Genomic DNA, 25,681 nt, shown 5'->3' with positions numbered 1-25,681 from the left:
GGCCCGACTTGGGGACTCGATCAGGGCAGGCGCGGCGGCCCGACCATGCCCGGCGGGTTGGTCATCGAACCTCACGGCAGGCATGACGTGCGGGTGGTCGGAGATGTTTTCGACCACCAAATTTCCGACCACAGTCAATCTGGTGGTCTTTGTAATGGTGGGTGCTGAGAGACGTGAGAGCCCCTGCTGAAGGCTCGGCGAAATCTCGTGGGGCCCAGGAGCCGAACCAGTTGCAAGCATGCCCGCGGATCGTCGAGTTTCGCTTCCCAGAATCTGGGTGATCGACAGAAGTCGATGTCCGAAAGGTCTGCCTTTCCGATGAAGTGCGCGCGCTCGAAGTAGACAGCGCTGGCAAAGTGGGTGTTGCGGAACGAGGTGAAGCCACCGAACTCCGCGTAGGTGAACCACGCTTTGCCCATGAACACCGCGTTGTCGAACCGCGCGTCCTTGGCGAAGGTGGCGCCGACGAACCGGGTAGTGCCGGAGAAGATGGCGCCTTCGAAGGTGACGGCGGCGCCGAAGGCCGCCCCGTCGAAGTCGGCGTCCTCGAAGTGCACGCCCCGGAAATCGAAGACGTTCTTCTTCCAGCTGCGTTCGGCCTCGGGGCGAAGGTGTTCGACGATGACGCGGACGATGGCTTGCCGCACTTTCCGGTCGTGCTGGCGGTACTCGATGCCGCCGTCGACCCCGCGGTGGCCACCTCGACGCGAAGTGACGACCTTGGTGGTGCCGGTTGCGGGGTCGTAGTCCAGCCGCAAGTACGCGCACAGCATGGCGATGCACTGCTGGCGGCGTGTACCGATGCAGACGTCCGCGAGTGCGGCCATTGCCTCGACCCCGGCAGCGCGGACTGCCGAGTCCCGGGAGGCGAGCTGAATGTTGGCCTGGCCGAAGCGATCGGCGAACTCGTTGGCTTCGAGTTCGGGAAAGCGTTCGGCGAGGCGCTGCACCAGCGCCTCCATCTTGGGTCGCGCCTTCTTCCGGTAGGCGTAGACCTTGGCGACGCTCATGCCCAGCTTGTCGGCGATCTTGCGCGGAGCCATACCTTTCTTCCAGGTCATGACAGCGACCTGCAGTTCGACCGCATCGATCGCGCCCGGGAGTTCCCTGCAGAACTCCTGCAACGTCTCGCTGTTCAAGGCCTCGCTGCCGAAGATCTGCTTCGGCATCTCGGCGGAGTCCTCGTCGACCGCGGCGTCCATGCCTTCGATCTGTTCGCGAGCGGTCTGGCGTGCACGATACAGCTGCTTGCGCACCGCATCTGGAGAGGAGTCCAGCTGCTCGGCGATCTCGTCGATGCGATAGCCGAACGACGATCGCTCGAGTATCTGCTGTTGGCTCGGCGAGAGCTCCTGCATGGTTTGGGCGACGAGGTCCCGTACCAGCGCGGTGTGCTCCCCGTTGAGGGCGTGGGTTTCGGTCGCGATGTCGCGCAGCACCTCGTCGGGCACCAGCAGCGGGCCTCGCTGGGTCCGGCGGAGGTAGTCGACGCACTTGTTGCGTGCCACCACTTGCAGCCAGGGCGGGCGCTCTTCGGTTTTCATCGGACCGATGAGATCGTCCCAGCGGCTGTGCGCGGCGAGCATGACGTCGTCGGCGATCTCGCCTACGACGTCGGATTCGACGCGCACGCGCAGCTTGTGGGCGATCCAGGCACGCAACTCGGGGGTGTGGTGCCGATAGAACGCCTCGAATTCCTGGCGGCCGACACGGGTCGTACGCCCACCGGTGGTGGACGTACGACCCGTTGCCGATGAGCCGGACTCAGCCGCGAGCATCCGGTCCATCGCCGTATCCGTCGTCCGGACGCTGCGCCGGCTCGCTGGAGCGCTCCTGGTAGCGAATGTCGGCCTCGAAGTACTGGATCTCGACCGAGCCGTCGCGGCGCGCCGTCGACTGGTGGCCGGGTTCGGGCCCGTCTTCCGGCTCGGCTCCCGGGTGGCGCTCCCGGCGTTTTTCGTCCCAGATCTTTCCGACGTAGCCGACTACCGCGCCCATGGCCGCGCTCCCGCCCGGGAGGATCAAGCGGGTGGTAACGCCATACAGGCACTGAGCCGCCAGCGCGGCGCCGAACGGCCACAGGCCGAATTCGGCAAGCTGCGTTGCGGTTTCGTGGTGGGGTGCGAAGTGCGTGATGCCTACTGCGGTGATCACCCCCGTGCCCGCGCCGTAGTGGATCGTGAATTCCTTCAGTGCACGACCGACGGCAGGGAGACGCTCGCCCCTGCCGTGGCCGTGCGCAGCCGCCGAAGCGCCCACGTCTGCCTCTTCCTTTATCTGTCCATGACGTCCAACCGCTGTGCCCGCGCTTCTGCCAGGAACTTTGGGCTCGGAAGGACTCACCGTTGAGATGCGGGATACATCTCGGGGCTAATACTGCCCTACGGTGGGGATACCGCGAATCGTCAAGGGGCGGACGGGGAGATGAACTGGGGACCGGGCGGTATTTGTTTCCCCCGTTTGCGGTTACGTAACCATAGTTACGGACGCAGACCTACCTGGACTTTCGCACACCGGACAGTGGCACTGTCGTACCGGACGCACTGGGCAGTCTCTAAAGATGTGACTTGCATCACTTGAAGTACATCGATGCAGCAAGGGGGGATATTGTGACTTGCGTCACATATTTGTCCTCGGATGTCCACGCTATCCGAGTGCTAGCCGAAGAAGTGAGTGGATGCGGAAAGTCTTTGCCTTCCGAGTCCATGACTGGTCCGCCGCTCGCGCTTCTGCCAAAAAGTTCTAGGGCGGCGGACCATCACCAAAACTTGATTTGGGACGGCGTTCGAAGTCAAGCAACGCCATGACGACACAGACGAAGGCCCTGGAGATCCGCGCACTCCAGGGCCTTCGGCATGTTCGGCTTCCGGCCGCCGATCCTGCGTTCGAGCCGACACGGCGGCAGTTGCGGTGGGATGCCAGCATGCGCGTCCCCACTGCTGACCGGTCGGCGATGGCGCCATCTCGAGCGGCACGTCGGAGTCCAGGACGAGGCGGCCTGCACCGCTCGGTGTGATGGTTAGGCACGCACTTCTCGGCGTCTGCGGCGGCATGGTCGCGATGACCGGCATGAGCATGTCCTCCTTATCGGTGCTCCTGCGGTCGTTGTACCGCGCCGAACCGCTACACATCCCCTCCTGAGCGGGTTTTCGACCAGTTTCCTGATCGGGGGGGTCGCGACTCGATCGAGCCATATAACCAGGTGATGAGCGGTACTGAGTCCAGACCATGCCGAGAAGGAACCAACGATGGGAAGTGCTGATGGAGGAGGAAGGCCCGCCGGCGATGATCCGGACAACCGCCTGAGGGAGGAAGTCAGCGGTTCGACGCCAGCCGCGCGTTTGGACGCTCCTCGGCATTTCGTTGCCAGCAGACAAAGAGGTTCAGCGGTCACCGGCCGGGCACTACCTCCACAGATCGCGGCAGATGCCGAGCTGTTCGATCTGCTGCGCGAGGAAGACTTCAGCGGACCGGGATGGGAACTGCTGGAGGAGCGGCTGGCGCGGCATGGGTTGAGTGTCTTGGAGGTGTGGCTGCAGAACGGCGAAGTATTCGCTCAGGCCTCCGCTCGGGGTATGCAACTGGAGCCGACCGAATTCGAGCTGGACGAGCTCCGCCGTGGGGCCGATGTGCGCGACGAACTCAAGTTCTTCTCGGTGGCCAAGGCCCTCGTTCTGTTCCGACAGAAGGCACGTGACGGCGTGGGCTGGGCTGCGGAAGGCGGCGCCAGCATAGAGACGTACTTCGTGACGGGATGTGTCTACGCGTTCGTGTCGGCGTTCTCGAAGCGTAGGAAAGAGGAACGGAAATGGGCCGCTGACACGCTGATTCGGCTCGATGACCCCCGTGTTCCCGTCGATGAGCTCACAGCTGCCGCAGCGCGAGATGTTGCGAATCCGACCGAGCGGACATTGGTCCGCGATCTGGCGCGGGCGGTGCTGGAGAGTTGGGCGCCACGCGACAAGGCGATCCTCTGGGGCAAGGTCAACGACAAGTCCAATCGGGAGATAGCCCAGGAACTGGGTGTGACCGAGAAGGCGGTTGAACGACGCTGGTCACGCTTGATGGCGACGCATAACTGGGTGCGTTCGCTGTCGCGCGGAAGGAAGCCCGTATGAACGACCTCGACGGCGAAGCGCGTCGGCTGGCGCGGATTTCCGAACTCCTCACTCGCGGCTCGCTTGGAGCAGCGACATCACGGATGCCCCACGGCGCAGTCTCCTCCGATTCCGAGAAAGTCCGCAGTCTCGCGAGGTCGATGCGGATTTCGGAGCTGCTTGACCGGGGGTCTCTCGGCGGGCTGGCCGCCCGGGTACTGCAGAGCACTGTTGCCGATGCCGACGTCGTTGCGGTGCGGCAGACAATGATTGATATCGAAGCGAGCGAGCAGCCGCCGTCCGATGCCGACGCCGAAGTCGGTGGAGAGTACTCTGCACTCGCGGTGTCCTCGATGTGGGCGGAACCGAACCAGGTTCGTATGAGGCGCGGCCCTGAGCATGCCGGTGCAGGGACTCCCGATCGGCGCCCCCTCTACATCCAGGTTGGGAACGCGGTCGCCGTTACTCAAGCAGAGAACTTCGTGGCAGTGGCGGAACGTGGTTCGCTCGCCTTGCGGATGGTGCTCGGCAAACGACTCCGCCAACTGCGTGAGAGAAGAGGCATCACAAAGGAGGTAGCTGCCGAGGCAATCCGCGGCTCGCACGGCAAAATCAGTCGATTGGAATCGGGGCGTACTGGGTTCAAGGAGCGTGATCTGAGGGATCTGCTGTTCCTCTACGGCGTCGACGATCCCGCTGAGCAGGCCACAATTTTCGATTTGGCCCGCCGCGCTAACGAGCCAGGATGGTGGCAGCAGCACAGCGATCTTCTTCCGGCCTGGTTCGCCACCTACATGGGGCTGGAACAAGCCGCCACCATGATCCGCACCTACCAGATGGGGATCCTGCCGAGCTTGTTGCAGACTGCCGACTACGCCCGCGCAGTGATCACGCTCAGCAGCGGGTCCATGGGGCAGACGGACATCGAGCGGAAAGTTGCCATACTGACGCGTCGTCAGCAGGCCCTCACCCGGACCGCCGCACCCACGTTCTGGCTCGTCGTCGACGAAAGCGTGCTGCACCGCCGGGTAGGCGGGACACAAGTCTGGCGCGAAGAACTTGAGCACTTGCTTGAGATGGCCGAGCGCCCGAATATCCGGATTCAGGTCCTGCCCTACTCCGCAGGCAAGCTCGCGCCGGTAGCCAACTCTTTCAGCATCCTGTCCTTCCCGGAACCCGAACTACCCAACATCGTCTACACCGAGCAGCTCACAAGCGCGATCTACGTCGATAGGCCAGGCGATGTCGAGTCGTACGAGACTGCCATGAAGAGAATGGTCGCCGACGCGTTGCCGACATCGGAGAGCGTGCAGTACCTCAAGCAGCTTCTCGCTTCTGCAGCAGTTCCTTAGTGGCAGTCCCCGATCTCCGGCTGGTTCCACGGCCGGGATCGGCCCGGCACCCAGTGCAGGCGGCGCAACAGCACGCTGGACTTGCTGCCATTGATGTCGATGCACCGCTGGCAGATCGGCGTGTTCGGATCCAGCAGGTCGGGCGCGTCCGGATCGCCGACTAGCCGCTCGCCGCACAGTGCGCGAGGAAAGCCGCGCATAGCACGCGATTTCAGGTCCTCGAGCCAGCCGACGAGGTGCAGGATGTCATCGGGATCGCGGCCCCCAGCGGCCTGGTCGGCGGCCCTTTCGGTGATCAGCAGGCTGCCTATCATCGGTTCGTACCCACGTGCCCGGCGACCCCGAACCGAGCGGCGGTGCGTGCGTGGTCTACGGCGCGCAGTTCCAACAGTGTTTCCACGGCCAGGAAAGCGGCGTCGAACTGCGCGCTCATCACCCGTGAGGCCTGTTCTCCATTGCTGGTCGCCGCCAAGCGCGCGGCGGCGGCAAGCGACTCGTGCGCCTGCCTCAACGCCCTGTCCACCAGGAGTTCCTGCGAAACAGTGGTGGTTGCAGCGGTGTGGGTCATCGGTGGTTCCTTTCTCAGGATGGCGGTATGTCGTCGTGTGCGCGGCGCCGAATGGGAGCGGGGGTTCGGTCTGGTCCAGCCAGCGGGGCTCGAGCGAATCGGCCAGGCGGACCGGATCGCGCGACAAGCGGCAGTCTGGATAGGCGTTGGTTTACCGCGGTAAACCAACGCGTCTGTGAACCGCGGCGCACGTGCCTGCGGGTCGTGATGTCCTAAATGCCTGCCTTCTTCAGGAGGTACTTCCCGCATTCATGCCGACCCCACAGCAGCTGCCTCGCGCGGTGCTCGAGATACCAGGCCACGAGCGCACGCACTGGCACCTGCCAGCGCTCGGCGATGTCGCGCCACCGCTCTCCGTCTGCACGTTCGTAGGCGACTTCCTCGCCGAGCGAGTCGGCGATTTCTCCGGGGTAGACGGCGCAGCAGCCGGTGGCGTACATGGCGATCGCGGCGTGGCGCCGGTACGTGCGTGGCCCCATCCGCCGGCCGGTTCGCCATGCGGCGATGTCGAGCCGGACCTCGTGGATAGGTCCGGTCGCCTGGTGCTCGATGCCGTCGGCGGTGACGTACCAGATGCCCACCATCGCGTCGGGATCCCAACGCCAGTGGAAGCGGGTCTCTGCCAGGTCGTACCCGGCTCCGGCGGCGCGGCCGGGCTCGACGACCACGGTGATGTCGCCGTCGATCGGGCCGTGTGCGATCAGCACCTCGTCTGCGCCCAACCGGCTGATGGCCTCGGGCGAGGGCCAGGAGCTGGCAGCTGGATGGGTGCTTCGCAGCTGCTTGGCGGGGCGCATGTCGAACTTCATCTCGGCGAGTTCTGCCTCGTAGTCGTCGACGCTGATCTCGTCCTCCCGGGTGTCCGCGGGTTCGTAGTGTCCGCATTCGCGGCACAGCCACAGGTGCTCGAACGGCGCATCGGCGAGTTGAGCGGGTACCTGGGACATCGGCGTATCGCAGCAGGTCAGGACGTCACTCATGGCCTTCTTCCTTCCGCTGCGTGTCGCTGGGATCGGTCTGCGCCCACTCCCACAGCGCGGCAGGGACCACGTTGAGCCGTGCCGCCTGCAGGCGGGTGGCTGTCACCGCGGCTTCGGCCGCTTCGATCTTCGCCACCTGCGCGGACCATCCTTCGAGGCCCGTTGCGGGATTCCACACGATCCGATTGCACGCGACGCTGCACCGGTCGTCGAAAGATTCACTCGCGTGGATGAGCACCGATCCCAGAGTGTCCGCCGCCTGCGACAGTTCGTCCACCGCGTCCTTCACTTTGCTGCGGTCACCGACCGGGATAGCCCGCAGGGCCTCTCGCAGTGCGTCGACCACGGGCCCGAACGCTGAGGCCACATCCAATTTCCTCACAGAACTGTCTGGACGGCTCGACGTGCGGGCCGGCCTTCATGAGGTACTGATCTCGGAGCGGCACAGCCAGCTTCTCGATGGCCTTGCCGGAAAGCTGGATGTCGATGCCGGACTGGCCGCGATTGTCCCACCAGCGGCGGCTCCGATCATGCCCATGGCAGACCAGCAGGACTTCATCGATTGGGCGAAATCCGCGCTCGCAGCCATGCCGTTGCCTCATAGGCTGCGGCTTCGCGCCATCTATGCGCACGGCCTGGGCAGTATCGGCGATCTCGCCCGGGCAGCAGCGAAAGGGGGTATGTACCACCCTCTACTTAGCGTCTTCCCCACTCTCCGGACCGAGTTCGAGTCGGCCTTCTTCGATAAGAGCCCCTCCGTTGACGCCGCCTTTACAACGGAGAGCTACCGCAGCTACCTGCTCCAGACGGGTTTACCGAGGGACACCCTTCCGGGTTCCTCGGGCTCAGCACCGGATGAGGCGCCCAGCGAGGAGGCAGCAGAAAGGCTCCTCGAAAAGTTCAAATCCTGGCGCGACAACGCCGTCGGTCGGCTCAACCCCCCACCTCTCCGAAGTCGCCACCTTCCCTGGGCGGCGCGGGCATGGGCTGAGCAGGTAAGCAGCTACCTGTTCACCAAATTGGATAATGCCGAAACCATCGTCGAGTGGATGTTCGACGCGGCTGACAACCGACGTGTTCGGCCTGTGCTCCACTGGATGAATCAATTCGCCAGTGACCTCGAGGCACTGCAGCTGATGTTGAACGACTTCATCGACGCCGACTTTCGCGACGTCGACTTGCGGGGGGTGTCCCTGGATGGAGTGCGGTGGTCTGCCGAGACCACGCGGTGGCCAGACAACTGGCGCGAGCAGATCGAGCGCGACTCGGTCCCGGTCGGCGATGACGTCTTCGAGATCCGCTACGGCACCAATACGCATCAGGACTCGCTGGTGTAGCTCGCTGCTGGAGAGTTGGCTTACTGCGGTACACCAGCCGCCACGGTCCGTTGGCTGGTTTACCGCGGTAAACCCACGAACCAAACTGTGATCACCCTGCCACCGGTCGAGAGGTTTCTTGCGGTCGGCTTCGTGGTGGTTACCACGGGAATGCTCGCCAGTAGCGGGCTCTGCACGATCCGTACGATTCAGCCTGGCAAGGAGATGCACCAGTGCGTGTTGTCCCTGGTCATCAGATCTGCTGGATCTGCTCGTGGGGAGGCGGGGCACCTCTACGATGGATTTCGAATAATGATGGGGGAGCCGGAGATGTTGTAGGCCGGCGGTATGACCAAGACCTGATCAGGACTAGCGGAACAAGCTCTGAAGGGCGGTTTCGATGGCCATCAGTGAACTCGTCACAGGAATCACCAAGGGAACCGCCGTATGCGCCCGGCCCGATGGAAGTGTCGTGGCCGCTTCGTCAAGCGGCGTTCTGACTTGTTATGACAGCACCGGCGGAGTTCTTGACACAGCTTCGGTTGGGCGACCTGTCACTTCACTCGCCGTGCTCCCCGATGGGATCGGTCTTCTCGCAACCACGGCTCGACGTGGGGTGTACGAGATCAACTTCGGGGCGCCGCAGCCAATCACTCTGCGAGCCGGGCTAGGTGGCGCCAGCGGTATGGCCGTAGACCCCGCGGATGGCGCCGCGATAGTGAGTTCTGACCGATCCCCCGGACGTCTCGTGCGCGTTCCCCTCGTGCCGGTGGGGGCACCCACCAAAGTGCTGGCCTCGAACATTCCTAGTCCTGCTGCGGTCGCGTTGCGCGCGGGTTCCGGTAAGGCCTACGTCCTCTGTCGCACCTCGCCAGCCCAGTTGTACCGGGTGGATCTCAGCACCGGGACCGCCACGCCGATGATCACCCACCTGGGCGAAGGCTGCGATATCGCATGGACCAATACCATCGGCTCGCAGTTGGCTGTAGCGGACAGGGCCGGCCAGGTTCTCCTAGTTGACGTGACCGCTCCTGGTGGGGCACCCCAGGTGTTCGCCCAGGGCATGGAGCCGATTTGGGGCGTCGACCTGGCTCCCGGCGGTGGCGCCCTCCTCCTAGGCTCAGGCAGCCGGTTGCTTCGCCTCGACCTGCCTTCTGCACCGAAAGTGCAGCTCGACCTGCCAGCTGAGCCGATGTATCTCTCCAGTTGGGCGCGGGTCGGAGTCACCACTGCCGGAGTAGCCTTCGAGGACCTCGCCTTTCGGGTGGACCCGCCAGAAGGTGGGCTCGTCTCGCACTCCAAGGACGCGACTTTCCCGATCCAGCCGTCGGTCGTACTCGCGACTGGTGGCCAGACAGGATCGTTCAGGCTGATCGCTCACGATCGCAACACCGGTGAAGAGCTCGCTGTCGGCCACTTCGAGATCACCGATACTTGGTCGGATGCTGATGGTCCGCCCGCGAGCTTCGTCGGGGAGTTCCAAACTGACACCCCCGCACCGGAATGGGGCGGCGGCGATCCCTTCCATCCCCAGAACCTCTCAGTGCGCCCGGTGCTGGGCACATACAGAGTCGCGATCGTCATTGCCGAAACTTCCGACAACCCCGCCTTGAGCAACGCAGGCCAAGCGGCGCTGCGCAGTCTCTGGGAGGACGAGGTGTTCAACGGGGTGGCCCGCGGCGGAGTCCTCGAGTCAGCGCGCGGCTACTGGCGAGACGTGTCCGACAGTCAAATCGACCTTGTGAACGCCGGTGTCGTCGGCCCTGTTCGTCTAGCGAACAATTGGGCCTCCTATGCCACACAGGTCAACACAACCACAGGACAAACTGACGGCTGGGAAGGGTTTGCGAGGGCAGTTGTAGCCGAGCTACGTTCTCGGAACGAGGCCCTCGCTGGCGCAGGCCAGCCACCACTTGTCGACCTCATGACCGTGGACTCGATCATCCTCGTGGTTCGCTCGATTCCGGCTAGTTCCACGAACCCTGGACGGCATGTCTGGCCCAGTGCCACACGTCCAGGTGGCTACCAGCTCACGTTCGAGGTCGCCCAGAGGTCCCTTGGGGGAGTGTTCCCGATCAGAGTGCCGGTCCCTCGCACGATCCAGATGTTCGCCATTGCCGACGACTCGCCGACTTGGGGCCAACGTGAACGCGGCGAGAGCGCGGCGCACGAGCTGGGACACAACTTCTGCCTGCCGGATGAGAACGCTGTTGCTTCACATGCGGATTGGGCCAAACGCAGGGACTTGGCTCGACAAATATGGACCGGAGCCACCTCGTCGATCACACCTGGGGATTCCTGGTCGCTCATGGCCTACAATAGAGAGTTTCCCCAGCCAGTGCTGGTGGAGAGGATGATGCTCGGTTGGGTCAAGGAAAACCATATTCGCAGCCTCAACTTCGCCACAGTGGGGCCGGTAGATGAAACCGTGACTCTGTGCGCCAGCGACCTGGGGACACCGCCTGCCAATCAATTCTCGGGCGTGGAGGTCCGGATCGCCGACGGACAGAACTGGTACTTCGAGTACCGTCGGCAGCGGCCGACAGCTCCCGCGGATCAGGACATACCAGCTGACCGCACCGTCGTAGGGACCGAATGCTGGTCGGGGGAGGCGCCGGTCGACCGTCGCAACATTCTTCGAGTCGAAGACGACAGCGATGTCGACAGAGGCGAGTTCCAACTCAACGACGACTACGAGGTGGCTGACGTCTCCAACGCCGCCTACCCCAACGACTTCAAGATGACCGTGGTGGAAACCACGGCCGACCACGCAAAGATTCATATCAAGTACGGCGACGCCAAACCGGATCCGCAGATCCGCCCCTGGGCCCAGAGCACGAACTGGAAGAGCCCGGATCTACGCATCATCAACGCCAGGAACCAAGTGGACAACCGTTACGCGGACATGCCCTGGGAGGGCCATGACAACCGTATTGTCGCGACGGTCCGAAATCCCGGTCAGATGAACGCCAAAGCTGTGCGGGTCGACTTCTACGTCAAGGACTTCACGGTTGGAGGGGGGAAGGAAACCCACTACGGCGGCGAGACCCGAGACGTCAACACTGGCGCGGAGGTGACCTTCACTTCTACAGTTCCATGGATTCCGCCCTGGCTATCACTCCTGGCTATTCGGCCTCACTACTGTGTCATCGCTCGTATCGCCGAGTACAAGGACCCGGCGGACCCCACAATCCGCGAGATCGCAATCAGCAACAACGAGGCCCAGTCGAACTACACGCAATTGATGTCGGTGAGCGCATCGCCGTCCACTCGTGAGATGGGCTTCGTCAAGGTCACCAATCCGTCATCGCTGCCGGCGGACTGCCGGGTTGCTGTAAGTCAGACGAGCCCTCTCGCCAGGACCTACATCGAGAAGGCATGGGTACGTCTGCAACCCGGTGAAGAACGCGACGTGCTGTTCATGACTGAGTCCGTGCTCGGCGATCCGGTACTCAAGCCGCTGGTAGATGAAATCGGCGAGGGCTTCGCCTACGACGTGCCCAACAGCCTGCGATTGACTGGGATCGTGGACGACCATCAGTCCTGCGATGGCCAAGTCACAGGCGGTGCCCACGTACTGGTAAGGGCCGCTCGAGGGACACGGTTCGTCGACTTCGGCTACGACGACGGGGTGGTTTGGGGGCGCATCGAGACCGTGGATGACAACACAGGAGCTAACGGCACTGTGCTTGTCACCATCACAGCCCCCGAAGGGCCGCCTCGGGAAGAAGTGCGGGAAGCGACGCTGGACAGCGGATTCTTCCGAATCCAGGTTGGTGACGTCCCGTATCACCACCTACTGCGCGGTCATTATCTCGGCGCGTTCGATCTCGCACCCTGCGAAAGCTGGCCGATCACAGTCGAATGATCAACGACGACGACTCCAGAGTCGGCGCTCCCCGGAGCCGTCGTCACGCCCGAGCTGGATGCCGCCGAATGCCAAACGTCGAGCTCCGCGTCCGCCGTTCGATCTTTACCGCGGTAAAGATCGAACGGCATTGCACCTCCACGTCTTTACCGCGGTAAACCATCCACCGCAGCGACGTTCAGCGCTTCGCGGATGTTTCCAGCGCCACTGTCAACGCGAGCACCAGTTTCCTCAGTTGATCGGTGTCCATGTACTCGCTGATCGCGTCGGCTAGCACGTCCGGACGCGCCCCGAAGCGTTTGAGGGCTTTCGCGATTCGCGGCGCGTCCACCGGTGGCCGTTCCCGCGGCGTGTCATCTGCGTCGGACGATTCGCTACTGTCGGCCTTGGCCTGCTCTGCTTGCCACTTCGCGACCTGCTCCTCGAGCGGAACCTTCGCCAGACTGCGCGCGACCCGAACCGCGAGATCGCCACGACGCAGCGCGGCCTGTAACTCGGGGGCGAGCTTCAGTAAAGCCCGACGTTGCGACACCCAGCCAGCAGTCTTCTTCAGCTGGGCGGCAGCGGCCTCAGCAGTGCCGCACTCGGCGACCAAGGCCTCGACGGCTTTGGCTTCCTCGATGACGTCGAAGTCCTGGCGGCCGATGTTCTCGTCGATAACCACCGACAGCAGCCGCGCCCGCGACGAGGCAACGTCGTCCTTGACAACGAACTCCAGCTCGGCGCACCCGTACTTGGTCGCGGCCGCCAAGCGGCGACATCCGTTGACGACCACCCAGCGAGCTTCACCGATCGCTTCGTGATCTTCGGGATACAACGCGAGATAGGCACCGCGGGTGACGACGAGTGCGGGCTGCAGCTGGCCGTCGACGATGCTCGCCAGATCGCTGAGGTCACCGAGTTCGTCGCGCGGGTTACGCGGGTTGGCCACCAGCTGATCCAGAGGAGCGGAGGTCGCCGGCCCAGCGGGCTGAGGGCTAGGGGTGCCGTCGACGGGGGACTGGTCGCCGACAGCGTCGATCAGGTCGGCGAGGTTTCTGCGCGCTCCGCCGCGGGCCATCACGCCACCCGCAATTCGAGTGCGAGCTTGTAGAAGTCCTCCCTGGCCCGCAGCGAGGTGCCGTTGGTCGGGTACTCGGTGACGACTTGCCCGTTGAGGGAGGCGCGGGTGTGCAGTTTGTAGCGGCGCACCACCGTCTTGGCGCCGGGCCACTGGTTACGTTTGATGAACTCGACGGTCTCGTCGCGGTCGGCCTCGCCGTCGCGGGGATCCCAGTTGTTCAGCACCACTGTGTGCTTCAGCCCGCGGGGCGCGATCACCTTGCGGATGGTGCGGGCGGTCGGGTCGAACGACAGCGGCTCCGGAGTTATCGGCACGATGACATGGTCGGCGCAATCAAGCACCGCGCGCAGCGCGTCACCGGCCGGGCCCTCACCGAGAGGGTCGCGGGTGTCGTCGGGGTCGGCCATATCCAACCAGCCGGGCGTGTCTACGAAGACGTGGTCGATCCCTTTGAGTTCCCGAAGTTTTCGTAGACCATTGAGATCACTGTGGGCTTGAACAACATGAAAGGGCAGGTTGTCCACCCGTGATCCCCACCAGACTGCGGAGCCCTGCGGGTCGATGGACACCGCGGCGACCGGCGATGATGCGTCCGGATCCAGACCACCGCCGGTGACCTCCGCAGTAACTGCGGCCAGGTTCACCGCCAGCGTGCTTTTCCCAACGCCGCCTTTTTGATTGAGCAGCACAAATACATGCGCCATGAAATTCTCCCGTGTGCTTCGCCTTACGGCTACTTCGGATGGCGCACGCAGCATAACCGTTGAACCCGCACTTCAGCGCGACAGACAGGGTCCGGCGCGCCGCCAGCGCATGCCCTGGCCAGCTCGTTTCGGAGACTTCGGCGCACTGTCAGCAGGAATGGCCTTGCGGCACTGCCATTCTCGCATATGACTGCTCGCCTGAGAGTTGTCAACGCAGCCGTAGACTCCCCACCCGAATTCGTTGAAGCCAAAGTGGAGGATGACCGGGAGCTGGTACCCAACGCCTGGCGTTGATGTTGTCTCTCACCTCGGCGCCATGGAGGTACTCCACTACGTACAACTCGCTCGTCCGGCAACACCACGAACGCGACATCGGTAGCGCGAGTCATTGATGTAGATCTTTACCGCGGTAAAGATCACTCTCACAGGCTCGTGTTCGAGCGTCGTCAGCATGCAGCCCAGGCCGCGCCAGATGCTGACATGACCGTTGCCCTCAGCCTTGGCGGACCTACTGCAGCAACGCCTGCCGACAGCGCGCGTATCGACGGCGACAGGCGGAGTTCAGAGCCGCCACGCGGTGAATCCAGGACCAATGTTCAGGCGGGGTCCATGAGCGGGCGGCAACGGGCCTCACTGGATACCGGCGACTTCGAGGCGTGCGGTGGCTAGGTTCCGAGTCGGCGTTCGAGTTCTCGGAACCCTCTGAGCGGGATGTGGGTTCGGCTCGGCTTCAGCACCACGCCGGCGTCGGTGACTTCGACGTCGGCGTCGCGGTAGACCAGCTTGACCTGCGCCAGGTGCTGTTCGAAGAGGCGTTTGAACCGCAGTTTGCCTTGTTTGGTTTCTTTGAGGTTCGAGCCGAACTGCATTCGCAGCAGCTCCCACGGGACGGTGGTCGGGCGCTGCAGGTAGCTCATGCGGTGGGTGAGCCAAGCGTAGATGTCCAGCCGCATGGGGGAGCCGCGCAGGACTCGCAGCGCGGCGAGGTCGACCGGCACGGGGCGTTGGGTGACCTCTTCGAAGAATTCGTAGGACAGCCGCACCCTCGATGGCATGAGCGAGGGTTGTTCGTCGACGCCTCGGGTCCACCACAGGTCGTAGCTGGAGGCGACGGCGAGTTTGGCGCCGGCCTGGTGGTCGGGGTCTCCGTCGTCGATGCGGACGGACAGCGATGCCTGGAAGAGTCGCTCCATCTGCTTGTAGAGCCGGGTGATCGTGCCGTTGCGGCCGCCGGTCGGTGTCATGTCCAGTTGCCGCATGAATTCGGTCAGCGACGTGCCGAGCACCAGTTCTCGGCTTTTGGTGCGTACGGCCTCGGTGGACAGCCAGGTCAGCAGCAACCGAGGAATGGTGCCGTAGGGGTATCCCAGGCTCTTGGCGTTGCCTTCGGCGTCGATGATGACGCCGGGTTGCACGGTGAGGGTAATAGCGCCGTTGCGGCGGAACCACACCTCTTTCTGGTCTCCGGGATCCTGATATGGCAGGGATGTCTGAGAGAACAGCCGGGCCAGGTAGCCGATCTCCTGTTCCTCCGCGGCCCAGAGTTCGGCCGCTGCGGCGGCTCGCTCTAGATCACGGTTTGACATAGCCCGAGCATTCCACGAACGTCAACTGCCCGCGACCGCCGAGGTCGGTGTGTCGCCACCAGCACCCGGAGCTGGCTCCTCTCGCCGCCGAAACAGCGTCTGAGCAGCTCTTATCGATGGATCCTGCTCGCTGCCGCTGCGTTGCCCGGCGACGCATAAACGGGCGACCATCCAGCCCGAGCCGCACATCGGCCTCACACGCATAAACGGGCGACCAGTCTCTGACCGCGCATAAATGGGCGACCCGGCGGCGGGCGCCCAGACTGAGAGCCGCCCGGTATCGGCACTTCGCCTGCTGCTGGCGGCCGGCCCGACGCGCCACTGGTAGGTGCGGTCGCGCTGTGCGCATAAACGGGCGACCGGGGTGGCCGAAGCTTCGCTTTGAGAACTAGCAAAGTGGGTGCGCATAAACGGGTGACCTGATCGCGGTCCTTCTGCGAGGTGTCGGTTAGCACCGCCGAGCGGGTGGGAGGCGCGCATAAACGGGCGACCTCAGGGATGTGGGTACGCATAGACGGGCGACCCGATCGCTGAGACCAGCCTGTGGATAACTGTGTTGCGGTGCAAGGTTATCCACGCATAAACGGGCGACCGTAGCGATGGTGAAAGCCCAGGAGCCCACGCATAATCAGGCGACCGTCACGCATAAACGGGCGACCCCATCCTCGCATTTTCCCAGGTCAAACATAGAAACGCGAGACCCCCTGTAGTTCTACCTGTTTGAAGATCTCCTGTAGTAGGCTGCCGGAAGCTGTGGACAACCCGCTCGATGCGCTTCGATCGGTTCCCGGCTCAACAGGACCTCACCCAGGCAGCAGTCCACGCTAGCTTCGCTGCCGTCCAGCGTGCTTCCTCCAAAGCCTCGTCGCCCCAGGTCATTACGTCGCATGGCCATACCGCTACAGCTTTTCCGCGGCCGGTGACACGATTCTTTCTGGCACCCTTGGTGGGCGGAAGAGGAGTGGGGATGCAGCTGTTCGAGCGGCTCAACCAGCGTGACATTACTGTGGAGTCCACGGTTGCGACGAGCGCGCCGCTGACGTTCCGGGACTTCCGGCGCGCGGCCCGCGACAGCGTTCGGGTGCTGGCGCACGACTGCGCCGCCTGGATGGCCGGCGATATCGACCAGTGGGCATCGGGCCCGGACCACAATCCTCTGGATCTGGTCGGGCCGCTGCGGTTGCCGTTCGATTCGATGTGGATCGAGTGGTCGTTCCCGGCCTGGTCGGACAGCGACGGCACCCACTTCGCAGCGTGGGTCACCGCCGACGAACCCGACGAGCACGCCCACCCGGACGCGGTGCAGGTACTCACCTTCGTGACCTTGTGCGCGAGGGGCACTCGCGCTTGGTATATCCCGGTGTGGACCGCTCTCACGGTCGATGAACACGGCAAAGCGCTCGGCATCTCCAACAACGTCGACCCGCACAGCCCTCTCGCCGCGCGCACCCGGGCCTGGGCGCTCGTGCCCTGTGTGGCGATCGGATTCATGAACTGACCTCAAGATCCCGGCGCGGCGCACCCAAACGGCCCGAACCGCTGTCGCATCACCTGATCCGGTTGCCGGGCACAGCCCAGCCGCGCGGACTGGCCCAGGCCCGAGAAGCCGCCGGCGCCGCACTGCCTCTGCACGTTGTGCGCGGGCACTTCAAGACCTACACCGCCGAGGCGCCGCTGCTGGGTAAGCATGTCGGCACCTACTGGTGGCACCCGACCGTCCGCGGGCTACGTGAGAACGGCCAGGTGCAGACCGCCTACCAGGTCAGCCCTCCTACAACCGCCTGAGTACCCACGACGGCTTTCCCGCGCCTGCGAGGCCAGGCTCGCTGCCGACAACCTGCTTGGGTCGTCCGGATCGCAGAGGTCCCCGTCCAGATAGACGATGTCGTCCGGGGTTTGCAGGACTACGACGGCCTGCGCGGCCTTCAGACCCGCTGTTAGCACCTCGCCGACATACGGTGATGCCTCGGTCGACGACCGATCCGCAACACGTCAGGGCGACGTCCTTGCGGGGACAGGGCGTAGATCGCGGCGAGCGTCTTGGCGATGTTGGCGGCCAGCGCCGGGCGCGGCAGCGTCCTGGGCGCGTTGAGCCAGTGCCGGTGAGCGTGTTTCTTGGCCATGGCTTCAACGGACCCCGTCTCTTAAAACTGCCTTCATCTTCGGACAGCGGATGGCTGAAAGTCAGGGCTAGGGCGAGGCCATCGGCGTGGGACCGCGTGGGCCGTGGTACCACCGGTTATCGGCTTCGCGCCACGGTGTGGGCCCGCTAGATAGGGATCTCGTCGATCGGAGGCAGCTGCTGTTCGTGACGGTGGGTGAACGGTTCGATCTTGAGGTTGACCATGAGGATGGCAACGTATTCCGAGTCGTCCCCGTGCATGACGTTCGGCGCGTATCGGCGGCCGTGCATCGCATGCAGCAGTTGGGAGGACTTCGGCACGATCACGTCACGATCATCGCCAATCGCTGTTTGGTCCACCACGACTCCAGCCACCGTGTCGATCTCCTTCAGGGTGATCTCCATGTGGATGTCGTCGGCTCCATCGAAGATCAACGTTTTGCCCGGGTTGAAGGAGAACTCGTGGCGTTCACCCATCGACATGGTGATCGGGTCGTACTCCACCCTTGCCTTCTGGCGAATATCCGTTCCGGGACCACCGAAGGGGGAAATGCCACCACCGGGCAGAAAGCTGTCGCCGGGAGCGGCCGCTGGGAAAGGTTGCACAATCGGTTCGGTGCCTTTGTAGATTCGTGCGGACACATCCACTTCGTCGGAGTCTTGCCTCGAATACCACGGAACCTCAACGCCAGCAAGGCCGCCAGCGGTCAGGTACAGGGCGTGGATGTACTTCAGCCGGGCGCTGGTCTTTCGGACCTTACGATTCAGTTCATGGGTGACTGTGGCCATATCGAAGGTGGCTTCGACCGCGTAGTGGTCGGACACGTCGATGCCGCTGTCGGGGCTGAGTTCGGGTTTGACCACCCGCATCTTCTTGATGTGCGCGGTGACACGTTCGCCTTGGTCGAGTAGAACCAGATCGAGCCGTGTGCCTTCCGTGCCGCGTTCTTTACTTTTCATGGAGAGCGTGCCCACCTGGTAGGTGCTCTTCTTGTCACTGGTGATGCCGGTCTTCCGGTCTTCGTTTACCGGCAGCCACATCTGATATTCCGGCCAAAGGTCGCGGGCCTCGGGCAGGTTCTTCTGCAGAACCTCGCGGCCGGTTTGTGTGTTGGCGTTGATGTTGAAGTCGCCGACGATGATCACCGGCAGGTCGAGGTCGCGAACACCCAGGATCCAGGAGTCCAGGTGCCGCAGTTGTGCCTCACGCTTGGCTTTCGCGCCGCTGCCGACACCGGGGCCGAGAGGGTCGGGACACGAGGTGGAATTGCCGTTCTGCAGGTGAGTGCCGATCACGCAGAACTCCGGCCCGTCGCTTGGGTCGACCCTTACCATCACAGCGCCCTTATTGGCCAGGCAGTCGACGCCGCAGCAGGACCGGAAGATCGTGGTTCGAACCTTACGGATCGGGTGGCGGCTCAGAACGAGCAGGCCGCCGTCTTCCTCCTCAACTCCCAGGACCCCGTCAGATTCGTCGGGACCGTCGGCACTGTGAGGGTATATGGACTTGAGGGCTTTCTTCAGCTCGGCGCGGTCCTGATTGACCATCAACTCGGCAAGAACCACCACGTCAGCCCCGGATTCCGCGACCGCACGGGCCACCGCCTGGCGTTGCGCAGCGCGGCCGCGACCCGTATAGGCCGGCCAGTCCGCATGGTCGGTTTTCACATCGACACCGATCAAGGCGGTGTTGTAGAACATGACGGTACGGGGCTTCGCTGCGGTCGAGGTGATCGTGCCACCCTCGAACGTGCTCTTCGTCTTACTCCCCGTCACTTCCGGCACGCCGATGGGGTAACCGAACGGCCCGAACTCCTGGCCGGACCTGGTCCACAGTTCGTACACCCCGCCGCGCGGCGCTATTCCCATGACTTTCTTGCCGTTATCGTGCTCGTACCGGTACATAATGCCCCCGGTGAAGCGCCGGAATTTGCCACCGATTCGGTTGGTCGACTCAATTTTGCTGGCATCCTCACCGAGCAGCGATGTGATCGTCTGCTTGATAATCGCATCGAACGCAGCGAATCCCACCCCTCTGAGCGACTCTTCCAACCGCTTCCACCACTCCTCAGAGAATCCATTGGTGTTGTTCGTAGGCATGATCAGGGCTCCCTTCCAGCGCTGAGTCTCCGTTTTCCGATTCGCCGGGCTGAGCCCTGAGTTCGGTACGTGAATCATCGAGGCTACCGATGGAAGTGTTTCACCGGCCACAAACAATCTTCAAAAATTTTTCCGACCGAGGCAGGGCGAGTGACCAACTTACGGCACAGTTTCCGAAGCCCAAAGCTCGCGCATTCCACTGTGGGGGAAACAGGTTAACCGTAGATATGTCTATTGTAATTTAAATGTTCGATGAGAATTGGGCGCGTACCTGACATGTGGCAGAAGCTCGTGTACGAGGCCTTCAGCGCTGCCATACTTTGATGCGCAGATTTCTCCCGCTCGGCAGTTGAGTCGCTACAAGGACTGACAGGAGCCTGCCATGCCGACCGATCGCTTACGGATCGCCGCCTACAACGTCGAGAATCTGTTCTCCCGGCCACGCGTCATGAGTGCCGCCGAACCAGTCGCCGCCGAAATCCTCGATGCCCACGCGCGGGCTAACGAGCTGTTCGAGCACGAAACCTACAGCGCGGCAGACAAAGCCGAAATCCTCACGTTACTGAAGAAACTGCGGCTGCTGCTCGACGACGGAGATCCGGACCGGAAGAACACCTTCGCGGTCCTGCGCAAGATCCGCGGCCAGCTTCTCAAACGCCCCACCGGTGGCGACGAGGACGACGTCACAGTAATAGCGAACGGGCGCTCGGACTGGGTGGGGTGGGTGGATCTGATCAAGGATCGTATCGACGCGCTCGCCATCACCCACACCGCCAGGGTCATCCGGGAAGTCGGCGCCGACATCGTCAGCGTCGTCGAGGCCGAAGACCGAATCACCCTGCGCCGCTTTAGCGAAACCCTGATCCCCAACGGCGACTCGCCCCGCTACCCGCATGTGATGCTGATCGACGGCAACGACAACCGCGGTATCGACGTCGGCATCCTGTCCACCGACCAGTACCCGATACTCGACATCCGCTCCCATGTCGATGACGGCCCGTTCGGTAACCGCGTCTTCAGCCGCGACTGTCCCGAATACCGCTTCACCTTTCCCGAGGGCAGCAGCCTGGCCGGCCAGCCGCTGCTGGTGCTGGTCAATCACCTGAAGAGCAAGTTCGGCACCCACCAAGCCTCCAGCGACAAACGTCGCCGCAGACAAGCCGAAGCCGTCGCCGACATCTACCGGAAGCGACGCGACGAAGGTATCGACAACATCGTCGTACTCGGCGATTTCAACGACACCCCCGACAGCAACCCGTTGCAGCCCCTGCTCGCTGATACGGATCTCACCGATATCGCCAAGGTCTCGAACTTCGACGATGGCGACCCCAACGAAGACCGCCCTGGAACCTTCGGCAACGGCACCAAGAGCAACAAGATCGACTATCTGCTGCTGTCACCGAACTTGTTCGATCGCGCAACAGGCGGCGGCATTTTCCGCAAAGGCGTGTGGGGCGGCGCTCACGGCACGCTGTTCCCGCACTTCGACACCATGACCAGCAAGGTGCATGCCGCCTCCGACCACGCCGCAATCTACGCCGATATTGACATCTCATGACCGCAACTATCTTTGCGGTCGTCGCGCTCAGCGCGCCACGCGGCATCCTCAGCTGCCTGGCGACGGCCCTGAACCCCGGCCACTGGGAGTGTCCGATTAGCCCGACAAGGCATCTGGCCTTGACACCGGGGTGACGTAGCCGCCGAGTGAGGTAGTGCTCTACTGCACCCCTGCAAGGGGTGGCGGCGCACGGTGGTGTTGTGAGTGATGACGAGCAGTGGCAGCAGGCGGTGGATCGGTTGCCGTTTCCGTATGCGGAGGCGTTGCGACTGCAGGCCGCCGGTATCGCTGACGAGGTGATCGCCGAGGTTCTGACCATTGAGGTCGAGGCGGTGGGTCCGTTGATGCGGATGGCCGAGACGAAGCTGGCTGGGATCAGAGGACATGACCAGCGATGAGCGCATCGATGCCGAATTCGACCCTGCTGCCGCGGCGCGGGGCCGGATACCCTGAAGGGATGGTGGCCGAGTGGCCGCTGGTCGGCCGTGCAGAAGAGCTGGATTGGCTGTTGGAGTCGACGACAGCGGCTGCTCGCGGTGTGCTTTTGGCAGGGTCTGCGGGGGTCGGTAAGACGCGGCTGGTGTCCGAAGTGGTCGCTCGGTGGCGGGCGCGGGGGCGTGAGTGTCGCTGGTTCGTGGCCAGCCGGTCGGCACGATCGGTGCCGTTGGGGGTTTTCGCCGAGGTCGCCGAGACCAGCGAGGTGGATCCGCTGCGCCGGATCCGCGATGTGGTGGCCGCCGTGTCCTCGCCCACGGCCAGCGGGCGAGTGCTGCTGTTGGCGGTCGATGACGCGCATCTGCTGGATGAGCAATCCGCGCTGGTGATCCATCAAGTGGTGCGTCAACATCGGGCGGCTGTATTGCTCGCTGTGCGCGCTGGGGAGATGCCGCCGGATGCGGTTTCAGGATTGTGGAAAGACCAACTGCTGGAGCGGCTGGATCTACAACCGCTGTCGCAGGAGGTGACCGGGCAGCTGGCCGCGGCGGTGCTGGGTGGGCCGGTCGAATCCTCGACCGCGACCGCGTTGTGGCGTTATACCCGCGGCAACGTGCTGTATCTGCGACATCTGATCGACGGCGAACGCGCGGATGACCGGTTGACCCGCAGATTGGGTGTGTGGGTGTGGGACGGCCGCCCGGGAGTGTCGGCGCCGTTGGCTGAGCTGGTGCAGGCCAGCATCGCCCGCCAACCCGAGCCGGTGTTGGCCGTGGCGGATGTGCTGGCTGTGGCCGACCCGCTGGAGATCGACGCGCTGTGCGCACTCACTGATCCCTCCGCCGTCGAAGAGGCCCAACGTGCTGGGCTGCTTACCCTCGACTCCGGTGCCGATCCGCCGCTCGCGCGTCTGGCCCACCCTCTACTCGGGGAGGTGCGGCGCACGCATATCGCGCCATCACGGTTACAGGCCCTGCGCGGCCGCGTCGCCGGCGTTCTGAAAACTTCTGATGCCGCAACCAGTCTCATCCAAACCGTGCGTTACGCGATGTTGCTGTGTGAATCAGATCGAGAACCTGACGCTGGGATGTTCAGGCAAGCGGCCGTGGCGGCGTTGAAGCTGGCCGACCCTTTTACCGCGCAGCGGCTGGCCAGCCGAGCAGTCGAAGCCGGCGGTGGCCGTAGCGCGCAGCTGCTGCATGTCGGCACCTTGGCCCACTGCGCGCGTTTCGATGACGCCCTAGCGGTGAACGCGGCACTGCGCCGCGATGCCCGCTCCGATCGTGAACAGGTGCTGCTGAGGTTGAACCGTGCGGCGATTCTGACCGCCAAAGACGGCCCTGCAGCAGCTCGGGAGCTGGCGGCGATCGAATCCGCTGCTACCGCCTGCGGGCTACGTCGTCCCTACGACGCGATCGCTGGATGGGTGGCCACAGTGCGCACTCAGCTCGCTGCAAGTGTCGAAGCTGCTACGGCTGCGTTGACCGGGGAAGGTTGGTTCAGCGAATTCTTCGAACTGTTCGCGCTCACAGCCTTGGTGTCCGTCTACGCGAGCCTGGGCCGCTGTGAGGAGATGACCGCACCGGCGGAACGCGGCTACTCCCTCGCGGAAGCCACGATGGGCAGTGCAACGTTTTCCTTCCTTATCGGGTTCTACCATCTCGAGGGCTACCGCTGCGGCGGCTATCTCGAGGCCACGACCGAACTGGTCGAGCGCCTCACCCGAGCACCCGGCGATTTCCCTATCGCTTTCACATACCGAGCCCTCTTTTCGGCAATGGTCGCCCTCGCCCACGGCGACCTGTCAACCTCCCAAGCACGCTGCCGTGAAGCCCTCGCCATCACACCATCCACGGAGTCGCCGTGGATCTCCCGGATCGTGACACTGACAATGACCACTGCCGTCGCCATGACCGGCGATGATGGAACGGCCAACACGCTGCTAGCCGACTACCAACCGCTCGACAGACACGACGACACCCGCCTGATCCCGATCCACCTTCTCGCACGTGCTTGGGCCAATGCCGCCGCCGGAGTCACCAGCCACGCCATGAGCCTGGCCACAGAAGCCGCCACCAAAGCCAAGACAAACCACCAGCACGCCCACGAAGTCGTCGCTCGACAAACCGCCACTCAGTTCGGTGACCCCACCCACGCCGAGCGCCTCACCGAACTCGCCACTCTCGTTGAAGGCCCGCGGGTGATTGCAGCAGCTCGCCATGCCACAGCGCTACACGACAGGAACCCTGATGGGTTGATGGAGGCAGCGCGGTTGTATGAGGAATTCGGGGACCGGATCGCGGCCGCCGACGCTGCATCCCAGTCCGCGACCCTGTACCGCCGCAACGGATACCGCGGCGCCGCACTCACCGCCACCGCCATCGCCCAGAGGCTCGCCACCGAGACCGGCGCGCACACCCCCGCCCTGCGCGCCAACACCACCACCGATCCGCTGACCGCTCGGCAACGCGAAGTCATCGCCCTCGTCGCCGCAGGGTTGTCGAACCAGCAGATCGCCGACCGGCTCGTCATGTCCATCCGCACCGTCGAAGGTCACCTGTTCCGCGCTTCCCAAAAGACCGGCATCAACACCCGAGAAGGACTCGCCGCCACACTCGCCGCCACTCAGCACTGACGGGTATTGGTTTCTTGTCAGACTTCGCTTGCAGGCCCCCGGCCATACGTACGAACTCGCGGCCGGCCGCCACCGGATCGCCGCTATCCACCCTGTTCCGCGCCTCTCAAAAGAAGGCTCTACAGCCGCGAAGGACTCGCCGCCACCGTAGAATGTTCTGCACCAACTCAACTCAGCAGGCAGCCGGTGCGGCGTCGTTCGCAAGCCGGAATTCGAACCGGATCGTGCTCGGGCTCTGGGCAGGCAGGACGATCGCCGCGCCGTGCCCGGGTGTCCATGTGCGCGGTATGAGCACGTAGTGGTCACCAATGCGAGTCAGTGGAACTAACCCGTCGTATCGGAATCGGTAGGCAGAGTCGGTCGCAGGTCCGGTGCTACAGATGGTCATGCGCACATCCGAGGGGGACAGGTGGAGGTCTTTTTCGCTGTAGACGATGACCTGAGGGCTGGTGGGTAGTTGATCGGCCCATTCGCGTGCCCGGGTTTGCCCGACGGCGACGGAATAGTCGGTGGCAATCCAGAACAAGCTGATGCCGACCATGATGAACAGGATCGACCATTCCGCCACCGCGGCCGCCTGCGGCTGTGATGCCGCAGGCTCCGGCTGGGACTCGCGTAGACGGTTACGGCGGCGGACAACGAGCAGCCACAGCACCAGTACGCCAACGATGATCGACACCGGCGCCACGCACAGCCCGTCATTGAGCGGTGTCACCACATAAATTCGTGACAGGCCGTTGAGGAAGACCGCTGCGGCGATAACGGCGATCACGATGCTGGCCCATCGCGGGAGCCAGCGGTTACGGACCGAGGCCGGTAGCGCGGTATACCCCCACAGCAGGGCCATCCCGATGGCACCGATAACGATCAGCGGCACGAACAGCGCGTCGACGGTGCGCATCAGGTACTCGCGGATGCTCGGGTTCAACGTGGTCGAGTCGACCCCGAAGTAGTGGAAGAACCAGTAGACGTGGGCCCAACCGAAGTAGAACAGTACTGCTGTCAGCAGTGTCGTTGGCGCCACCATCCGTCCGACAAAGCTTGCGACATGTGCGAGCCCCTCGAACGCCGATCCCGCCGCGGGCACCGATGCCTGCTCATCCGGTGGCTGGGACACGGGGCCTACTTGGCGGCGGCGCGGTGGATGGATCGGTCACGCTGGGCGTGTCGGTCGCGCTAGGCGGGTCGTTCACGCTGGGCTTAGAGCATGTCTCACGTGGCTGATTTGGCGAGTTTCTTGTAGCAGGTCAGGGCCGCAGCGAGGGTGAGGAAGGCGAGGAAGTGGGTGGCCTTGCGG

General features: G+C 63.7%; 20 protein-coding genes. 9 read left to right on the top strand and 11 right to left on the bottom strand.

All coding sequences use genetic code 11. From position 1 onward, the window contains the following. Positions 1-134: 134 nt before the first annotated feature. The gene (locus ACWDMM_RS31185) at positions 135-1,787 is read right to left on the bottom strand and encodes a sigma-70 family RNA polymerase sigma factor (protein ID WP_449940919.1); all 1,653 of its coding nucleotides are present in this window, start codon (positions 1,785-1,787) and stop codon (positions 135-137) included. Beyond that, a complete protein-coding gene (locus ACWDMM_RS31180) occupies positions 1,765-2,259 on the bottom strand; it encodes a hypothetical protein (protein ID WP_449940918.1) in 495 nt (164 codons plus the stop codon). Before ACWDMM_RS31180 ends, ACWDMM_RS31185 begins: the two co-directional genes overlap by 23 nt. A 989-nt stretch (positions 2,260-3,248) precedes the next feature. On the opposite strand from ACWDMM_RS31180, the gene ACWDMM_RS31175 reads away from it, so the two are divergent. Together ACWDMM_RS31175 and ACWDMM_RS31170 are read left to right on the top strand one after the other, a co-directional pair. Then, positions 3,249-4,118, top strand: coding sequence for an RNA polymerase sigma factor (locus ACWDMM_RS31175; RefSeq protein ID WP_449940917.1), 870 nt, complete (start codon positions 3,249-3,251; stop codon positions 4,116-4,118). Continuing rightward, positions 4,115-5,449, top strand: a complete 1,335-nt coding sequence (locus ACWDMM_RS31170; protein ID WP_449940915.1) for a helix-turn-helix domain-containing protein — start codon at positions 4,115-4,117, stop codon at positions 5,447-5,449. The genes ACWDMM_RS31175 and ACWDMM_RS31170 overlap by 4 nt, the downstream gene beginning before the upstream one ends. On the opposite strand, the gene ACWDMM_RS31165 is transcribed toward ACWDMM_RS31170, so the two are convergent. The 4 genes from ACWDMM_RS31165 to ACWDMM_RS31150 all read right to left on the bottom strand — a co-directional run bounded on the left by ACWDMM_RS31165 (position 5,446) and on the right by ACWDMM_RS31150 (position 7,364). Next, the gene (locus tag ACWDMM_RS31165) at positions 5,446-5,763 is read right to left on the bottom strand and encodes a hypothetical protein (RefSeq protein WP_449940913.1); all 318 of its coding nucleotides are present in this window, start codon (positions 5,761-5,763) and stop codon (positions 5,446-5,448) included. The two genes, ACWDMM_RS31170 and ACWDMM_RS31165, sit on opposite strands and share 4 nt — an antisense overlap. Next, positions 5,760-6,017 (bottom strand): hypothetical protein, encoded by a 258-nt coding sequence (locus ACWDMM_RS31160; RefSeq protein ID WP_449940911.1) that lies wholly within the window; start codon positions 6,015-6,017, stop codon positions 5,760-5,762. The genes ACWDMM_RS31165 and ACWDMM_RS31160 overlap by 4 nt, the downstream gene beginning before the upstream one ends. 212 nt (positions 6,018-6,229) lie before the next feature. Then, a complete protein-coding gene (locus ACWDMM_RS31155) occupies positions 6,230-6,997 on the bottom strand; it encodes a hypothetical protein (protein WP_449940908.1) in 768 nt (255 codons plus the stop codon). Continuing rightward, the gene (locus tag ACWDMM_RS31150) at positions 6,990-7,364 is read right to left on the bottom strand and encodes a hypothetical protein (protein WP_449940905.1); all 375 of its coding nucleotides are present in this window, start codon (positions 7,362-7,364) and stop codon (positions 6,990-6,992) included. The genes ACWDMM_RS31155 and ACWDMM_RS31150 overlap by 8 nt, the downstream gene beginning before the upstream one ends. Positions 7,365-7,401: 37 nt before the next feature. On the opposite strand from ACWDMM_RS31150, the gene ACWDMM_RS31145 reads away from it, so the two are divergent. Together ACWDMM_RS31145 and ACWDMM_RS31140 are read left to right on the top strand one after the other, a co-directional pair. Beyond that, the gene (locus tag ACWDMM_RS31145) at positions 7,402-8,334 is read left to right on the top strand and encodes a hypothetical protein (protein ID WP_449940902.1); all 933 of its coding nucleotides are present in this window, start codon (positions 7,402-7,404) and stop codon (positions 8,332-8,334) included. A gap of 748 nt (positions 8,335-9,082) precedes the next feature. Then, positions 9,083-12,181 carry a hypothetical protein gene (locus tag ACWDMM_RS31140; RefSeq protein WP_449940900.1) on the top strand — a complete coding sequence of 1,033 codons (3,099 nt, stop codon included), beginning with the start codon at positions 9,083-9,085 and terminating at the stop codon, positions 12,179-12,181. A gap of 178 nt (positions 12,182-12,359) precedes the next feature. Here the strand turns inward: ACWDMM_RS31140 and ACWDMM_RS31135 are convergent, their stop codons facing one another. The 3 genes from ACWDMM_RS31135 to ACWDMM_RS31125 all read right to left on the bottom strand — a co-directional run bounded on the left by ACWDMM_RS31135 (position 12,360) and on the right by ACWDMM_RS31125 (position 15,534). Then, on the bottom strand, positions 12,360-13,241 hold the full coding sequence (locus ACWDMM_RS31135) for a ParB/RepB/Spo0J family partition protein (protein ID WP_449940897.1): 882 nt from the start codon (positions 13,239-13,241) through the stop codon (positions 12,360-12,362). Further along, on the bottom strand, positions 13,241-13,948 hold the full coding sequence (locus ACWDMM_RS31130) for a ParA family protein (RefSeq protein WP_449940979.1): 708 nt from the start codon (positions 13,946-13,948) through the stop codon (positions 13,241-13,243). Before ACWDMM_RS31130 ends, ACWDMM_RS31135 begins: the two co-directional genes overlap by 1 nt. A gap of 665 nt (positions 13,949-14,613) precedes the next feature. After that, positions 14,614-15,534: a replication protein RepA gene (locus ACWDMM_RS31125; protein WP_449940894.1), complete on the bottom strand. Its 921-nt coding sequence runs from the start codon at positions 15,532-15,534 to the stop codon at positions 14,614-14,616. Between the two features lie 967 nt (positions 15,535-16,501). Here ACWDMM_RS31125 and ACWDMM_RS31120 point away from each other — a divergent pair. Both ACWDMM_RS31120 and ACWDMM_RS31115 read left to right on the top strand, forming a co-directional pair. Then, positions 16,502-17,032 carry a hypothetical protein gene (locus ACWDMM_RS31120; RefSeq protein ID WP_449940892.1) on the top strand — a complete coding sequence of 177 codons (531 nt, stop codon included), beginning with the start codon at positions 16,502-16,504 and terminating at the stop codon, positions 17,030-17,032. Between the two features lie 62 nt (positions 17,033-17,094). Further along, complete coding sequence (locus ACWDMM_RS31115; RefSeq protein ID WP_449940890.1) at positions 17,095-17,319, top strand: hypothetical protein; 225 nt, start codon at positions 17,095-17,097, stop codon at positions 17,317-17,319. A gap of 484 nt (positions 17,320-17,803) precedes the next feature. Here ACWDMM_RS31115 and ACWDMM_RS31110 read toward each other — a convergent pair whose 3' ends face one another. Then, positions 17,804-19,756 carry an endonuclease/exonuclease/phosphatase family protein gene (locus tag ACWDMM_RS31110; protein ID WP_449940888.1) on the bottom strand — a complete coding sequence of 651 codons (1,953 nt, stop codon included), beginning with the start codon at positions 19,754-19,756 and terminating at the stop codon, positions 17,804-17,806. A 382-nt stretch (positions 19,757-20,138) separates the two neighbouring features. On the opposite strand from ACWDMM_RS31110, the gene ACWDMM_RS31105 reads away from it, so the two are divergent. The 3 genes from ACWDMM_RS31105 to ACWDMM_RS31095 all read left to right on the top strand — a co-directional run bounded on the left by ACWDMM_RS31105 (position 20,139) and on the right by ACWDMM_RS31095 (position 24,384). Beyond that, positions 20,139-21,314, top strand: coding sequence for an endonuclease/exonuclease/phosphatase family protein (locus ACWDMM_RS31105; RefSeq protein ID WP_449940886.1), 1,176 nt, complete (start codon positions 20,139-20,141; stop codon positions 21,312-21,314). A 200-nt stretch (positions 21,315-21,514) separates the two neighbouring features. Beyond that, positions 21,515-21,712 carry a hypothetical protein gene (locus tag ACWDMM_RS31100; protein ID WP_449940883.1) on the top strand — a complete coding sequence of 66 codons (198 nt, stop codon included), beginning with the start codon at positions 21,515-21,517 and terminating at the stop codon, positions 21,710-21,712. Next, a complete protein-coding gene (locus tag ACWDMM_RS31095) occupies positions 21,709-24,384 on the top strand; it encodes a LuxR C-terminal-related transcriptional regulator (RefSeq protein ID WP_449940880.1) in 2,676 nt (891 codons plus the stop codon). The genes ACWDMM_RS31100 and ACWDMM_RS31095 overlap by 4 nt, the downstream gene beginning before the upstream one ends. 172 nt (positions 24,385-24,556) lie before the next feature. Here the strand turns inward: ACWDMM_RS31095 and ACWDMM_RS31090 are convergent, their stop codons facing one another. Beyond that, positions 24,557-25,501, bottom strand: coding sequence for a hypothetical protein (locus ACWDMM_RS31090; RefSeq protein ID WP_449940878.1), 945 nt, complete (start codon positions 25,499-25,501; stop codon positions 24,557-24,559). Positions 25,502-25,681: the final 180 nt, after the last annotated feature.

Source organism: Nocardia sp. NPDC003726 (genome assembly GCF_053586955.1).
The sequence above is the reverse complement of the archived record's forward strand: the minus strand, read 5'-3'. Positions and strand labels throughout refer to the sequence as shown.